Below are 15,748 nucleotides of genomic sequence, written 5' to 3' on the forward strand. Positions count from 1 at the left end.
CGCTTCATGTTCGACATTGATTAGAGGCTAACTTGCTCGCGAAAAGGACGTTCCTGAAGGCCGCGAAAACGCCGCGATGGAACGGATGGAACGGCGCGGCAAAAAGAGCCCGCGGAACGGACCTCGTTGCGACTCAAAATCGTTAACGCGGCGACATATGTATGGCGTATGACAAAGGCGACGAACGACGCCAAAAGGCATGCTTGTCAAGGGCTGCACAACGGCCCGGTTTTGGCTTATGGGTTTCGCGCACGGTGCCTCTGACCGTCGACTGTCACCCGTCGTGACAGGCCCATCTTTACGTATTGCGCCCGCCGGGAGGATGAATGCATCGGCTGCTGACCGCGCTCAGGCGTGGCTTCAAGGAGAAGATCGGCTGGAAACGGCTGGGGATCGCTGCGAGTCTTCTCATCATCATTCTTGCGATCACCCATCTGGTTCGCACCCTGAAGGGCGTCGACACCGGGGTTGTTTTGACGGCCCTGACCGAAATCGCCCCGCATCGGATCGCGCTGGCGGCACTGTGCGTAGTAGGCGCGTTCTTCACGCTGACCTTCTATGATTTCTTCGCATTGCGAACGATTGGCAAGACGCACGTCCCCTACCGCATCGCGGCGATGTCGAGCTTCACCAGCTACACCATCGGTCACAACGTCGGCGCCACCGTCTTCACCGGCGGCGCGATCCGGTTTCGGATCTATTCTGACTACGGCCTGACTGCGATCGATGTCGCCAAGATCTGCTTCCTCTCCGGCCTGACCTTCTGGCTCGGCAATCTGTTTGTGCTCGGCATCGGCATGGCCTGGCATCCTGAGGCGGCGTCGGCGATGGACCTGCTGCCGCCGGCAATGAACCGGCTGATCGCGATCGGCTGCCTTGCCGGCATCGCCGTTTATTTCATCTGGCTGCTCTTGGGCGAAGGGCGCCGCGAACTCGGCCAGAACGGCTGGAAAGTGGTGCTGCCCTCGGCGAGGCTGACGTTGCTGCAAGTCCTAATCGGCGTCGTCGATCTCGGCTTCTGCGCGCTGGCGATGTATTTGCTGATGCCGATCGCGCCGCACATCGATTTCATTTCGTTGGCGGTGGTATTCATCCTGGCAACGCTGCTCGGTTTTGCCAGCCATGCACCCGGTAGCATCGGGGTATTCGATGCCGCGATGCTGGTGGCGCTGCCGCAGTTCGGCAAGGAACAATTACTGGCGACGCTGGTGGTATTCCGAATCCTGTACTTCCTGATTCCCTTCGGCATCTCGATTTGGATCATGGGCACGCGCGAACTCTGGCTCAGCGTGGTGCAGCCTTGGCTGGACCGCCGTCGGCTCGGCGAAGCGTGCACCGCCAAGGCCCGGGTGCGGCAACCGGTCGAGGGCCGGCAATCCCGAGGCCGGTAACGGCGTCGTTATCTGCACCGTCTGGTCTTTTGAGGCAGAGCTGCCTCATTCTCTTATTTCTGCCTTACCGCTAACGTCAAACGACGCCATGGCTGGAATTCTCTCACGTTCGATGATGTCGGTCGCGCTGCTTGCCGGCGTGCTGATTGGAATAATCACGTCCGCGGCGGAAGCCCAGACCGCCGGGGGCTACGGGCCGCTGCAGATTTCTTGGGAAGTACGCAACCGCTTCCGCCTGTTCCGCGAGGAGCGGGATTTCCTGCTGCATGCCGAAAGCGGACGCGGCCGCAGCGTGCTGGCTTCAGAGCAGGTGCTGGCGATCCAGAGCGACGGCCGCGGCTGGGCACGCAATACCGTGAACCGGCTCTGCATCGATCTCGCCGGCCGCGTCAGCGAGCCCTGCACGCGCGACAACGTCAAAGAAAGCTATCTGACACCGATCGATCATCCGGTCGTGATCCGACTGACGGGCCCGGTGCCGGTGGGCGCGACCTGCGCCTGGACGGTCGACGACGGCGACGGCCCGCAAACTTCCACTTTCGACTGCGCCGAACCAGTCAATCTCCGCGTCCGCTACGGCCGCACCACGGTCGTGACCGCCGACATATCCAGCTCGGAGGGCACTCAGCGCGCTTTCACCGAGATCGCGGTACGCGACATCTTCATAGCGGGTCTCGGCGACAGCATCGCGTCCGGCGAGGGAAATCCAGACCGCCCAATTGCGCTCGCCGATGAAGGCTTCTGCTTCCGCTCCTATCTCGGCACAGCGGCCTCGCAATATTACCGGCCGAGCCGCGCGGGATATAAAGGCGGACGGGCCTGCGAGGCGCCCGATTCCCTCGCCGTCTGGCAGCGGCAGAGTGCGCTCTGGTTTAACCCCGCCTGCCACCGTTCGCTCTACAGCTATCAGACGCGAACCGCACTGGCGCTCGCCGTGCGATATCCGCATATCGCGGTGACCTACCTGCCGCTGGCCTGCACGGGCGCCACCATTGCCGACGGGCTGTTCGGCTCGCAGCGCGCCCGCGACTGCCTGCCGTCGAAATCGGGCGGTGCGTGCCAGGGCACCGTCAACGGGCAACTGGCCGAGCTGCGTGAAGCCCTCGCCGCCGCGAAACGCCGCCAGCCGGACCGCCAACTCGACCTGGTGCTGCTATCAATCGGCGCCAACGACATCTATTTTTCCGGCCTCGTCGCCGACGTCATCGTGGACACGGCAACCGAACGCGCACTGTTTCGGCGCAGCGGCGTGATGGCCTCAGTAGACGACGCACGTGGCGCGATGACGCGGGACCTGCCGCAGGGCTTTGCCAAGCTGCGCGAGGCGCTGAAGCCGCTTCTCGGCGGCGACCTGTCGCGGGTGGTCTACACCGCCTACGCCAATCCGACGTTGTCGAATGGCGGCGCGCCCTGCCCCGGCGGACGCGCCGGCTTCGATATCCATCCCTCCTTCAACGCCCAGCCGCAGCGGCTGGCCGCCGTATCGAACTTCGTCGAAAGCGAATTCCTGCCGCAGTTGCGGGCACTGGCGCTCTGTGAGGGCGGCATCCTGTGCCGCAATCCCCGCGCCGACCGCATGACCTTCGTTGACAGCCATCAAGCCAGCTTCGCCAACCACGGCTTCTGCGCACGCGCCGAGAACGATCCCGAATTCGACCGGCAGTGTTTCTCGGCGACCGGCGACAGCTTCGATCCGGATATCGTCACGGCCGCCAGCCAGCCGATGCTGTGCGGCCGCAGCGCCGGTGAGTACCGCGCCTATCTGCCGCGCGCGCGCTGGATCCGCGACGCCAACGACAGCTACTTCGCGGCGATGACCTACCCGCAAGGCCTGCCGGCATCGCAGCAGCCATCCGATATCCATGATGCGACATGGGGGGTCTTGTCCGCAGTCTATGGCGGCGCGGTGCATCCGAGCGCCGAGGGCCACGCCGCGATGGCGGATGCCGCCGTGCCGGCCGCCGCCGCCGTGCTGCAGCTCGATGCGGCGGTGCCTGAAGTCACGTCGCAGCCAATGCAGCCGATACCGGTTTTGCCGGATGTGCCGCGCCCACCAGGCAGAACCGGATTGAATTAGAGCGTTTTCAAGCGAAGTGGACACCGGTTCGCGTCAAGAAAACGCGTCAAAACAAGAATCTAGAGCCGGTTCTATTCAATCAGAACCGAAAAGGCTCTAGCGCGCAGGTGCAGGAACCGGTGCCGGCGCAGTGGTCTTCTTGGGCGCTGCGGGGGTCTTTGCCGCACCGGCGGGTTGCTTGATCGCAGCGGCCTGCGCCGGCAAATATTTTGCGATGATCGCGGGATCGACCTGCGCCAGCGCCGTATCCGGCAGGCGGGTCCAGACCTCATCCCTGCCCAGCAGCGAAATGCCGAGATAGCCGCGCATCGTCAACGTCTGCCCATCGGGACTGAGCGTCATCTTGGCTTTGTAGATCTTGCCATCGCGCGGATCGAGCACGTTGCCGTTCTCGTATTTCAATCCGTCGCGCTTCATGTCCCGGATGAACGAGAGCCCGAGCCACGGCGCATCCTTGCGATCGTCAGTGCATTTCGAGCAAGTCGGATTGGGAGCATCGCCGGGTTCGGAAAAGAGCTTGGCGAACACGCCCTCGAAGGCGCCATTGCGGTCTACGACGAGAAACCACCCGACCGGCTTGCCCTTCTCGACCTTCTCCCACAGCCCGGCTGCAGAAGGTTCCGCCGGCTGCGCGGCGAGTTCACCAGCCAACGCGAGCCCGATCACGATCGGGAGTATCAGTTGAAATCCAGCCAGCTTGCGCATCGTCATCACCTGCAATTCGCTAAAGGAATGGCCCCAGACTAAGGCCATTTCGCGGACGGTTCCAGCAACGATCGCCGCGAGCCCGATAAAGCTCCGCGGGCCCAACTGTCATTTTTTTGGAATCAGCTGACCCCGAGCTTCTTCTGCAGGCTCGATGACGAGGTGGTGTACTGGAACACCAGCCGCTTGTCCGGATAGACATAGCGGTGCGCCTTCTGCGCCATCAGCGCGCCCTCATGGAATCCGGACAGGATCAACTTGAGCTTGCCGGGATAGGTGTTGATGTCGCCGATCGCGAAGATGGCGGGAACATTGGTTTCGAAGGCCGCGGTATCGACCGGAACCAGATTGTTCTCGAGCGCGACGCCCCAATTCGCAACCGGGCCGAGCTTCATCGTCAGCCCGAAGAACGGCAGCATTGTATCGCACTCGATCTTCGAGACCGCGTTGTCGTTGCCCTTCATCATCGCCGCGGACAGCTTGCCGCCCTCGCCTTCGAGCGACGTCACCTGACCGATCTTCAGGTCCATCTTGCCGCTCGCGACCAGCGCACGCATTTGCTCGACGCTGTGCGGCGCGGCGCGGAAATCGTCGCGCCGGTGCAAAAGCGTCACGCGCTTCGCGATCGGATGCAAATTGAGCGTCCAGTCGAGCGCGGAATCGCCGCCGCCGACGATCAGGATACTCTTGTCGCGGAACTGCTCCATCTTGCGTACGGCATAAAACACCGAGGTGCCTTCATAGGCCTCGATGCCCGGCACCGGAGGACGCTTCGGCTGGAACGAACCGCCGCCCGCGGAAATCACCACCACCTTGCACTCGAACACCTTGCCGGCATCGGTGGTCACGCGGAACAGCGGATCGCCGATCTTCTCGATCGTCTCCACCATCTCGTTGAGATGGAAGATCGGACCGAACGGTTTGATCTGCTGCAGCAGCGCGTCTGTGAGGCCCTGCCCGGTGACGAAGGGAATGCCGGGAATGTCGTAGATCGGTTTCTCCGGGTAGAGTTCGGCACACTGGCCGCCGATCTTGTCGAGGATGTCGACCAGATGCACCTTCATGTCCAACAGGCCCAATTCGAAGACGGCGAACAGGCCGCACGGACCCGCGCCGATAATCAGCACATCGGTCTTGATCGCTTCGCTCATATCAGCTTCTTTTCGGTTGAACCTGGCGAAATGCCGCATCTGTCTAGCCAAGCCAGCGGCAACAGGAAAGCCAAATATCGCACTCCTGGCCGCGGCAACCCCTTGCCGTCACTCGACAAGTGGGCTGTAAGGAAACGAGACTTTCGGAGATGGCCCTGTGAACGCCCACTTGCGTCCCGACGCGACCCCGCGTCCGGAAGATTTTCCGTACCGCTTGTCGGACAATGTGAGATTTGCCGACCTCGACCCCAACCAGCATGTCAATAACGCAGTCTACGCGACCTATTTCGAAACCGGCCGCGTCACGCTGATGAAGGACCGCAGCTACGGACTGATGCCAGACGGCGTGACCTGGATCATGGTCCGGCTCGACATGCATTTCCGCGCCGAATTGTGCTGGCCTGGTACGATTGAAATGGGACTGGGCGTGGTCAAGTTCGGCCGAACTTCGGTCACCTTCGATCAGGTGGTTTTCTCCGAAGGCAAATGCGTTGCGTCGGCGCAATCGGTTTCGGTGCTGCTGGACGAAGCCACGCGCAAGCCAACGCCATTGACGCCGGAGATTCTGGCCAATTTTCAGCGCTGGATTCGCCGCGGAGCAAAGCCGACATGATGCGCGCGGCGATGTTGGCGGCCCCTGATCGTCGGCATCGCGATGCAGCCTGTCGCTGCCGAGCCGTTCCATCGCGAGGACCTGCGTATTCCGATGCAGGCCGCGGGCCCACGCGGACTTGAAGCCAATCGGTGGAGGCTGCCCTCGCCGCCTGCGCGGAGTACGCGGCCGATTGCGCGCTATAGGCGGTCGGCCACTATCTCGCGAAGACCGCGAACGCCTGATAGCACTGAACGTCTTCCGGAGTTCAGGCCTGTCGTTCCGGCGTCGACACCACGAGGCCGTCGAGGTCGTCGCTCACCTTGATCTGGCACGACAGGCGCGAGTTCGGCCGCACGTCGAAGCCGAAATCCAGCATGTCTTCTTCCATCGGGGTCGGAGCGCCGACCTTCTCGCGCCAGGCCTCGTCGACATAGACGTGACAGGTTGCGCAGGCGCAGGCTCCGCCGCATTCGGCTTCGATGCCTGGAATGGCGTTGCGGATCGCGGCTTCCATCACGGTCGCGCCGTTCTCGACTTCAATGGTTCGTTTTTCGCCCGTGTGGTCGATAAAGTGGATTTTGGCCATGATCGCTCGTGCTGCCGGAATAGGAAGGAGTCCCGGCAGTCCTATAACGGGTCGATCCACGCAGCGCCAGCGGTCGGGACGAAAACCTGAGGCAGCATTTTACCGGGATTTTGGCCGATCCGGACCGCTTTCCGCTCAGGAACGATGCAGAATCGCTTCGATCGCTGCCTGCGCCTGTGCAACCGCCTCATCAAGTTCGGCGAGCGGCGCTGATGCATCGAAGCCACTGGCGATAGCCGCCTCCAGCCGGTCTGCGGCATCAGCGACGGCAAAGGCGCCGATCGCGCGGGCCGAACCCTTGAGCGTGTGCGCCAGCGCGCTGGCATCCGCAGGTATGGCAGCGAGCGTGTGGACGAGTCTCGCCGATTGGGCCGAGAACATCGTCAATACCTCCCGCTCGAGTCCAGCATCGCCGAACGTCATGCGGTCGAGATGTTCGAAATCGATCGGCCCGTCGCCGGGAGCCAGCGGTGGCGATGGCATCCATTCTACCCGTTCGAGATGAAGCGACATGGCAAGATCCGGATCGCCCCGCCGCGTTGATTCCCGGAGGGGCATTTTGGTCAGCCAATCACGACAGCAGTTAACGGAACGTTCTCGGAATACGCCGCAACTTTGCCTTGTTTTCGCCGGCAATCCGCCTCGATCCAAGATTCGGTTCCAAAAATCTGTGTATCCGTAAGGCTTTAAGAAACAAAGCTGTTAACGATGATTAAGAATGTCTTAATCGCGGCCATTTCATTCGTATCGCTCAACCAATAGGATGTTTGCGGACGTGTGCGGACAAGCTGCCGGCGGGCACGCTTGCGGTCCGCGGGGGGTTATGAATCCAGCTTCGAGCTTGCGGCGTTTTTGCAAGAACGGCTGGACGCGTAAAAGTTAAGAGGGCTCGGACTGATGGCGAACAATCCCAAGAAGGTCAAAGATCCCACTGAAGTCGCGCTCTCCGCCATTCAGGAAGCGCTCAACATCAGCGATACCACCGTCGACCCCAGCCGAAATTCGATTGGCGGTGAACTCACGCCGCCGATCATGCCCTCCGCCGCGCCGCCCTATTCAGAAACGCAGTTCGACACGCGCGCAGGCGCCGAGCGGTCGGCGTTTGATCCGATCGACGAGCCGCGCAGCCCCCGCCGCGCCGCCAATGACGATCGCGAAACCATCGGACAGATTCTGCAGGCGATCCAGAAGAACCATCCGGCCCGCAGCGTCTACACGCTTGCCACCGTGTTTGGCGGCGTCTGGGTGCTCGGCTGCGCCCTTCTGACCGTCAGCTTCCTGCCCTCGCTGCAGGCGGCGATCGGACAGAGCGGCGGCGTGCTGGTGCTCGCCGGGCTTGCGGCGTTGTTCTTTGCGCCGGTGCTCTTGTTCTACTTCCTCGCCAGCCTTGCCTGGCGCGGCCAGGAAATGCGGATGATCGCGCAGTCGATGGCGCAGGTCGCGATCCGCTTCTCCGAACCCGAGGGGGCCGCCGCCGATTCGATGGTGACTGTCGGTCAGGCAATCCGCCGCGAAGTCGCCGCGATGGGCGACGGCGTCGAGCGCGCGATCGCGCGCGCCGGCGAGCTCGAAACGCTGGTCGCCAATGAAGTCGCAGCGCTGGAGCGCGCCTATAGCGACAACGAAGTGCGCATTCGCGCGCTGCTGCAGGACATCGCCCATCAGCGCGACAATCTGGTCGGTCAGGCCGAGCAGGTTCGCAGTGCCATCTCCGGCGTTCAGATCGACTTGCGCCACGACATCGCGCTGATCTCGGACGCGATCGCCTCACGGGTCGACGAGGTCGCAAAGAGCATCACCGGCGCACTGGAAGAGCGCGGCCAGCACATCACGAGCGCGTTGAGCCATGCCGGTGACAACATGATCCTCGCGCTCGGCGAGCGCGGCGGCGACTTGCTTGATCGTCTGGAAGAGGCCAGCGCCGAGACCACGCGTGCAGTGCTCGACGCTTCCGAGCGGCTGACCACCAGCCTCAACTTCAAGACTGGGCACGTCCATGACGAGTTCGTCGATCTGGCCGATCGCGTCCACGAGATGCTGAACGAGCGCCTCGACCGCATCACCAGCGAATTCGAGCAGCGTTCCTCGACCATCGTCGACGGCATCTCGGACCGCACCGAGCAGGTCCACGACTCCCTGAAGAATTCCTCCGACTCGCTCTTGCTCGAACTCGAGCTGCGCTCAGGTGATCTCGTCGGCAAGATCGACGAAGCGGGCAACCGGCTGGCGAGCCGCATTCTCACCTCCGGCGACAAGGCCAGTGACGCGCTGGACGTGACCGTGAACACGCTGGTCGCCAAGGTGATCAGCCAGACCGAGAACGCGCACGACAGCCTCGCCCTGCAGATGAGCGCCTTCGAGGAGCTGGTGAAGAACCAGGGCTCGGAGCTTGCGGAAAAGTTCGCCCGCGACAGCGGCACGCTGGGCGCGCTGATCACGCGGCACATCTCCGAATTCGACCGCACCGTCAAAACCTTCGGCGGCGAGATCGTTGAGCGCATGGGCCAGCGGACCCAGGAAATATCAGACAACCTGAAGAACTATGTCGACACCTTCGATACCCGCCTGGTCTCGAACAGCGGCGAGATCACCGCTTCCCTCGATCAGCGGCTGCTGCAGTTCGAAACCCAGCTAGGCACCCGGGTCAATAACCTCGACACCTCGCTCGATAGCAAGATCAGATGGTTCGACGAGGCCGTCGACAGCCGCCTGAGATCGCTGGAAACGACCTTCGATACCCGTGCCAGGTCCGTCACCGAAACCATCGACAACCGCCTCAGCACGCTGTCGGGCTCGCTGACCGACGGTGCGGCGCAGGCGATCCAGTCGATCGACCAGCGGCTCAGCCTGCTCACCTCCTCGCTGACCGAGGGTACCGCGCAAGCCATTGCAGCGGTCGACCATCGGATTAGCAACGTCACCGAAACCATCGACGGCCGCAGCGCGCATCTGACCGACACCATCCAGGCGCGGTTCCAGGAAATTCACCAGGGCATGGAGACGCGGGTCGGCGAAATCGCCACCGGCATTGAGACCCGGGTCGGCAATCTCACCAGCGGTATCGAGACCCGGGTCGGCGATCTCGCTAGCGGCATCGAAACCCGGGTCGGCGTCATCGCCAGCGACATCGACACCCGCGTGGCGCAGTTTGAGGATCTGCTCGGTTCGCGCATCGAGGCCGTGGCCGGCCGGATCGAAAGCAGCGGCCGCCAGGCCAGCGAAGATCTGATGTCGCGCGCCGAAATGCTGTCCTCCGGCATCAAGTCGCATGTCGAGGATGCCGAGCGTTCCCTGACCAACCTCGTGGTCAACACCTCCGAGACCATCCAGACCGGCGCACGCAGCGCGCAGCAGGCGCTGCTGACGGTTTCCTCCGATGTCGGCGCGCAGCTCAAGCTGACCTCGGCCGAGGTCGAAGCCGCCCTCACCGCCGTGGGCACCGGCGCGGCCAATTCGATCCTGACCAGCGCCAAAGATGCCCAGACCACGCTGGTGTCCGCGTCCTCTGAGGCCGCCGCCCAAATCAAATCTCTCGCCGCCGACGTCGAGCGCACCCTCTCGGCCGCAGGCGACGCCACGGCCGCATCGGTTCTCGCCGGCGCGCGCGAGGCGCAGACCACACTCGTGACCGCGTCCACTGAGGCCGCAAGCCAGGTCAAGTCGCTTGCCATCGACGTCGAGCGTTCGCTGTCGGTCGCCGGCACCGCAACTGCCGAGGCCGTCACCGCAGGTGCCCGCGAGGCGCAGAGCACGCTGGTCGCCGCCTCCACCGAGGCCGCCAATCAGGTCAAGTCGCTTGCGGCCGACGTGCAGCGTTCGCTGTCGATCGCCGGAACGGCGACCGCCGAAGCGATCACGGCAGGCGCCCGCGAGGCCCAGAATACCCTGATGAACGCGTCCGCCGAGGCATCGACCCAGGTCAAGGCGCTCGCCGCCGACATGGAGCGTTCGCTCTCGATGGCCGGCAATGCAACCGCCGAGTCGATCACGACGGGCGCCCGCGAAGCCCAGAACACGTTGATCACGGCGTCCACGGAAGCCGCCAACCACGTCAAGTCGCTGGCGATCGACGTCGAACGCACGCTGACTGCCGTCGGCTCTGACACCGCGGCCTCCATCCTCGGCACAGCGCGCGAGGCCCAGAACTCGTTCGCTGCGACCTCTGCCGAGGCCGCCAACCAGATCAAGGCGATCGCCGCCGACATGGAGCGTTCACTCGGCAGCGTCACCGCCAGCACGACCGATACCATCCAGACTACCGCGCAGAACGCGCAGAGCGTGCTGGTCGCGGCAGCGAACGAGGTCAGTTCCAAGGTCAAATCGACTTCGGCCGATATCGAGCGTTCGGTGCTCGCCGCGAGCAGCAATTTCGGCTCGACGATGACCGGCAAGACCGACGAAATCGTCACCTACGTCCAGCAGCAGACCGATCGTCTAGCGCAGATCGTCGACAGCCGCCGCGGTTCGCTGGTTGAGGCGCTCAGCACCAGAACCACGCAGCTGACGACAGACATCGACCGTGTCACTGCCGACGCCCTGAAATCGATCGAAACGCGCGGCCAGGCGTTCTCGCAATCGATGTCGACGCACGGTTCGGAAGTCGCGCGCACGATTACCACCGCAGGCGACCTCGCCACCGGCGCGGTGGCCAAGTCGCTGAAAGACCTCGAGCAGGCGTCACGCTCGGCCATCGACCAGTCGCGCCAGGTATCGATCGCCGCCGTCACCGAAATGCAGGAGACCAGCAAGATCCTGCGCACCGACACGGTCGCGCTGTTCGAGCGGCTGCGCGAAGGCAACATCCTGCTGCAGGAAGTGCTGACCGGCGCCCACGACAATCTCAACTCGCTGGAACGCGCGCTGGTGACCCGCGTGGCCGACTTCGTATCCGCGATGAACGACGTCACCGCGCGCAACGGCGTCGCGACGCAGACGCTGGAAGACCAATTGACCGTGTTCAACTCCAAGACGACGAAAGCGCTGGAGGATCTCGGCGCGCTGTCGAGCGAGTTCGAGAAACACGGCAAGGAGCTGGTCGAAGCCGCCAGCGTGGTCGAACAGGCCAACCGCTCGACCTCGACGTCGGTCGCCGACCGCAAGTCGCAGCTTGAATCGCTGGTAACTACCATCGACCTGCGCACCACCGACCTCGACCAGCGGCTGTCGCGCTTCACCGGCCTGCTCGACGAATCGCTCGCCGCGGCGGAAGAACGCGCCCGCGATATCGCGCGCGTCGTGGCGGAAACCGCCGGCGCGGGATCGGCCGCGATCAGCCGCCAGTTCGAAGCAGTGCGCGCTGCGGCCGAAAACGAACGGCAGCAGACCCTCGATGCGATGAATGATCTGTACCAGCAGAGCACGCATGAAACCGATGCGATGTTCAAGCAATCGACGGAGAAGTTCGCTGCGATGGTGCAGTCCATGAAGCAGATGGCGGCCGAGATGCATCAGGAGCTCGAGGCAACGCGCAACGAGCTGCGCCGCGGCGTACTCGAGATGCCGCAGGAGGCGGCCGACAACACCGCGCAGATGCGCAAGGTGATCGTCGACCAGATCGAGGCGCTTGCCGAGCTCAACCGGATTGTCGCGCATCACGGCCGCGGTCTAGACGTCGTGACTTCCGGCCGCGCCAGCGTGCAACGCCAGGAAGAGCCGGTGATGGCAGCAGCCGCCGGCGGCCGCAACGAAGTGCGGATGCGCGACGCCGGCAGCGCATCGACGCTGCCGCCGCCGGATCTCGGCATGCCCGCGCCGCGCCGCGCCGAAGCCCCGCCGGTCAGTCCGGTGAGCCAGGACCCCGGGCGCGACGGATGGCTGTCCGACCTGCTCCACCGCACCGACGCAGGTACGGGACGCGAGGCTCCCCGTGGCCGCGCGCCGCAGGCCCCGGTCAATCCGCTGGAGTCGCTGTCGCTCGACATCGGCCGGCTGATGGATCGCAATCTCGCCGCCGAAATGTGGGATCGCTACCAGCGCGGCGAGAGCAAGGCGTTCAGCAAACGCCTCTACACGCCGGCCGGCCAGAAGGCATTCGATGAAGTCGCCCGCAAATATCGCGCCGACCGCAGCTTCAAGCAGACGGTCGACCGCTATATCGCCGAGTTCGAGCGGCTCTTGGACGAAGTTGCTCGCGAGGATCGCGGACCGCAGGCGCTGCGCGGCCACCTCACCTCGGAGACCGGGCTGGTCTACACCCTGCTCGCGCACGCGGCGGGGCGGCTGGGGTAAGGCCCAGACCGATTGCAGAACGCGAAGCGGAGGCAGTGATGCCTCCGTTTTCTTTTTGAGCACGGGTGGAGCGTACGGCCGGCGGCCTCGCAAACTTGCAGTGTGCACGCTGCCGCATCCGCGCAATCTGATCCGCAAAACGCGTCTCCGTAGAACCACGGTGCTATCCGCCGCGCGAGCTGAAGATTTTGCCGGATTCCGACGTGCATCCCACGAAACAACGTACGATTCCGCATCGATTAAGTTCATTGCTACCAAGAGTATTTACGAGAGATTCTTGATTGCGGCTTAGCTTCCCGACTCGTGTCGGGACGAGATGGCATGAACTTGATTTCCACTGCGCGAAGCCTGTTCGCCGTCGGCGAATGCACGACGCCGCATGGGCGCGCGCTCGTGAGCGAGCAGTTCCGCATCCTCACCAACCAGGTTCCGATTCTTTATGCCGTGCTGCTGCTGGACAGCATCAGCATCGGTTTCGTTCTGCCCTCCTCCGTCAATGGATGGCTGAGATTTGCCCTGCCGGGTGCGCTTCTGACCGTCAGCGTTATCAGAATGATCCAGTGGATCAGGATGCGCAGAGTCGAACTCACGCCGGAACAGGCCTATCGCTTTCTGGCACGGATGCGAATTCTTTCCGCCGCGTTGCCCGCCGGATTTCTGATCTGGACATTGGCGCTGATCGAAGTCGTGGACCCCTCGCTTCGTGCGCCGATCTCGCTTCTCGTTTTCATGGGCTGCATCGGCGCTGCCTATTGTCTTGGCATTTTTCCGGCTGCGTCGCGCCTGACGTTGCTGATTGCGGGGCTGCCTTTGGCAGTGCGGCTGCTGGCTTCCGGCGAGCCACTGCTGGTTTGGATCGGTATGAACCTCGGCCTGCTGCTGGTTCTATTCGTCCGGATGATCAATACCAATTTTGGCAATTTCGTCCGGCTGATCGAAACTCAGGCCAGACTTGCCGAAGAGGGAGAGCGAGCCCGCGCCGCGCATACCTATTTGACGGAAGCGCTGGACGTCGTGCCAGAGGGATTGGCGATATTCGACAAGGATGATCGGCTGGTCCTGTGGAACCGGCAATACCCCAAGCTCTACGCTTCCAATGCGGCGGCCATCGTTCACGGCGCCCAATTCGAAGACATTCTTCGTGCCGGTCTGACGCATCACCAATATGCCGACGCCGTCGGGAGGGAGGAGGAATGGCTCAGCGAACGCATGGCCCGTCACGCCTTGCCGCAAAGCTCCCACGAGCAACAATTGCCAGGCGACAGATGGACCCGCATCGAGGAGCGGCGGACAGCGGACGGCGGCAGCATCGGGATCCGTGTCGATATTACCGACCTCAAACGCAGCGAGGCTTCGTTCCGGCTGCTGTTTGAGGAGAATCCGCTGCCGATGTGGGTGGCGGAAGCGGACACGCGACGGCTGTTGGCGGTCAATGCCGCGATGTGCAGCCACTACGGCTATTCCCGCGAAGAACTGCTCTCGATGTCGGAACACGACCTCAGCGCCGACGGCTGCGCTCCGACGGAGCCGGCCCGCACGTCGCAGGAACCTGTCATCCACAAGACCTGCGGCGGCAGCCTCATCGAGGTCGTTATTGAATCGCGACCACTGTCGTATCAGGGCAGGGCCGGCATGGTTTCGGTGGCGTTCGACGTAACCGAGCGCAACCGCGCCGAACAGAAGGTCAGATATCTGGCGTCGCACGATCTCCTGACCGATCTGCCCAATCGCGCCGCATTCGACGCCCGCCTTTCCGCACTGATGCAAGATCCGGAAGAAGCCGGCGGCAGCTTCGCGGTGCTTTGCATCGATCTCGATCATTTCAAGGAGGTCAACGACCTCTTCGGCCATTCGATGGGCGACGCCCTGTTGCGGGAAGTCTCCCGCCGGCTGCGCCAGGCCGCCCAGGGCGCCTATGTCGCGCGCGTCGGCGGCGACGAATTTATTGCGGTTGTGGAACAGGTACCCTTGCCTGGAGCTGCAGAACTGCTGGCGGCCAGAATGCGCGAAGCTTTCAGGCGTCCGATCGAAATCGACGGCCACGCGCTGGAGATCGACCTCAGCATCGGCGTGGCGCTCTACCCGCGCGATGGCGACAAACCGGCAACTCTGCTGGCCAACGCGGACGCAGCGCTCTATCGCGCCAAGCACGAAGGACGCGGGGTCACCCGCATATTTACCAGCGCGATGGACCGGCAGTTGCGGGAACGTCGCGCCATGGAGCACGATCTACGCTCCGCGGTCGAGAACGGCGAACTATACCTCGACTACCAGCCGCAGCGTCACCGCGATGGCAAGATAACCGGATTTGAGGCGCTGGTTCGTTGGCAGCATCCGCTGCGCGGCCTGGTGATGCCCGGCGAGTTCATTCCAGTCGCCGAGGACAGCGGCTCGATTGCAAAGATCGACGAATGGGTTCTGATGGAAGCCTGCCGGCAGGCATCGGCATGGGACGAAACCATTCGCATTGCGGTGAACGTCTCGGCCGCGCAGTTTCGCCGCGAAAATCTTGAGCACCAGGTGCGCAGGGCACTGCGCGAGAGCGGCCTGCCGCCATCGCGGCTTGAGCTGGAGATCACGGAAGGTGTCCTGATCGAGGACATCTCGCGCGCGAGCCAGACGCTGAAATCCCTCAAATCGCTTGGCGTCATGATCGCACTCGACGATTTCGGCACCGGCTACTCATCATTGTCCTACCTGCAGGCGTTTCCGCTCGACCGGATCAAGATCGACCGTTCCTTCATCATGTCGCTGGGGTCCAGTGCACCCTCACTGGCCATCGTGCGCGCCGTGATCGGGCTCGCTCACGGCTTCAACGTTCCGGTTCTTGCCGAAGGCGTCGAAACCAACGAACAGCTTTCGATCCTGATGCGCGAGCGCTGTGACGATATGCAGGGCTATTTGATCGGACGCCCGCACAAGGTTGAGCTGTATGCCGAGCATATGAAAGCCGGCGCGGGGCCCTTGCTCAAGACGGCGAGCTGATCGCGTAACAAGGCCGACGCGGGCTCCAAG

Annotated in this window: 9 protein-coding genes; 5 read left to right on the forward strand and 4 right to left on the reverse strand. The window is 63.3% G+C overall.

The window, feature by feature from the left end; all coding sequences use genetic code 11:
- Window positions 1-326 precede the first annotated feature (326 nt).
- Window positions 327-1,391, forward strand: coding sequence for a YbhN family protein (locus IVA95_RS36240; RefSeq protein ID WP_247514861.1), 1,065 nt, complete (start codon window positions 327-329; stop codon window positions 1,389-1,391).
- 88 nt (window positions 1,392-1,479) lie between these two features.
- Window positions 1,480-3,468, forward strand: a complete 1,989-nt coding sequence (locus IVA95_RS36245; protein WP_247514862.1) for a hypothetical protein — start codon at window positions 1,480-1,482, stop codon at window positions 3,466-3,468.
- A 96-nt stretch (window positions 3,469-3,564) separates the two neighbouring features.
- Here IVA95_RS36245 and IVA95_RS36250 read toward each other — a convergent pair whose 3' ends face one another.
- Window positions 3,565-4,173: a DUF2147 domain-containing protein gene (locus IVA95_RS36250; RefSeq protein WP_247515138.1), complete on the reverse strand. Its 609-nt coding sequence runs from the start codon at window positions 4,171-4,173 to the stop codon at window positions 3,565-3,567.
- A 122-nt stretch (window positions 4,174-4,295) separates the two neighbouring features.
- Window positions 4,296-5,324 (reverse strand): NAD(P)/FAD-dependent oxidoreductase, encoded by a 1,029-nt coding sequence (locus tag IVA95_RS36255; protein WP_247514863.1) that lies wholly within the window; start codon window positions 5,322-5,324, stop codon window positions 4,296-4,298.
- A gap of 157 nt (window positions 5,325-5,481) precedes the next feature.
- Here IVA95_RS36255 and IVA95_RS36260 point away from each other — a divergent pair, with 157 nt between their 5' ends.
- Window positions 5,482-5,937 carry a thioesterase family protein gene (locus tag IVA95_RS36260; protein ID WP_247514864.1) on the forward strand — a complete coding sequence of 152 codons (456 nt, stop codon included), beginning with the start codon at window positions 5,482-5,484 and terminating at the stop codon, window positions 5,935-5,937.
- 247 nt (window positions 5,938-6,184) lie between these two features.
- Here IVA95_RS36260 and IVA95_RS36265 read toward each other — a convergent pair whose 3' ends face one another.
- Both IVA95_RS36265 and IVA95_RS36270 read right to left on the reverse strand, forming a co-directional pair.
- Window positions 6,185-6,505 (reverse strand): 2Fe-2S iron-sulfur cluster-binding protein, encoded by a 321-nt coding sequence (locus IVA95_RS36265; RefSeq protein WP_028348595.1) that lies wholly within the window; start codon window positions 6,503-6,505, stop codon window positions 6,185-6,187.
- 135 nt (window positions 6,506-6,640) lie between these two features.
- Window positions 6,641-7,018: an Hpt domain-containing protein gene (locus IVA95_RS36270; protein ID WP_247514865.1), complete on the reverse strand. Its 378-nt coding sequence runs from the start codon at window positions 7,016-7,018 to the stop codon at window positions 6,641-6,643.
- A 384-nt stretch (window positions 7,019-7,402) separates the two neighbouring features.
- Here IVA95_RS36270 and IVA95_RS36275 point away from each other — a divergent pair, with 384 nt between their 5' ends.
- The gene (locus IVA95_RS36275; RefSeq protein ID WP_247514866.1) at window positions 7,403-12,733 is read left to right on the forward strand and encodes a negative regulator of septation ring formation; all 5,331 of its coding nucleotides are present in this window, start codon (window positions 7,403-7,405) and stop codon (window positions 12,731-12,733) included.
- Window positions 12,734-13,054: 321 nt separating this feature from the next.
- The gene (locus IVA95_RS36280; protein ID WP_247514867.1) at window positions 13,055-15,718 is read left to right on the forward strand and encodes an EAL domain-containing protein; all 2,664 of its coding nucleotides are present in this window, start codon (window positions 13,055-13,057) and stop codon (window positions 15,716-15,718) included.
- Window positions 15,719-15,748 lie beyond the last annotated feature (30 nt).

Source organism: Bradyrhizobium sp. 157 (genome assembly GCF_023073815.1).
GTDB lineage: Bacteria > Pseudomonadota > Alphaproteobacteria > Rhizobiales > Xanthobacteraceae > Bradyrhizobium.

Coding starts and splice junctions, on each gene's coding strand:
- IVA95_RS36240 (WP_247514861.1), top strand. CDS start 327: ATGCATCGGCTGCTGACCGCGCTCAGGCGTGGCTTCAAGGAGAAGATC.
- IVA95_RS36245 (WP_247514862.1), top strand. CDS start 1,480: ATGGCTGGAATTCTCTCACGTTCGATGATGTCGGTCGCGCTGCTTGCC.
- IVA95_RS36250 (WP_247515138.1), bottom strand. CDS start 4,173: ATGCGCAAGCTGGCTGGATTTCAACTGATACTCCCGATCGTGATCGGG.
- IVA95_RS36255 (WP_247514863.1), bottom strand. CDS start 5,324: ATGAGCGAAGCGATCAAGACCGATGTGCTGATTATCGGCGCGGGTCCG.
- IVA95_RS36265 (WP_028348595.1), bottom strand. CDS start 6,505: ATGGCCAAAATCCACTTTATCGACCACACGGGCGAAAAACGAACCATT.
- IVA95_RS36270 (WP_247514865.1), bottom strand. CDS start 7,018: ATGTCGCTTCATCTCGAACGGGTAGAATGGATGCCATCGCCACCGCTG.
- IVA95_RS36275 (WP_247514866.1), top strand. CDS start 7,403: ATGGCGAACAATCCCAAGAAGGTCAAAGATCCCACTGAAGTCGCGCTC.
- IVA95_RS36280 (WP_247514867.1), top strand. CDS start 13,055: ATGAACTTGATTTCCACTGCGCGAAGCCTGTTCGCCGTCGGCGAATGC.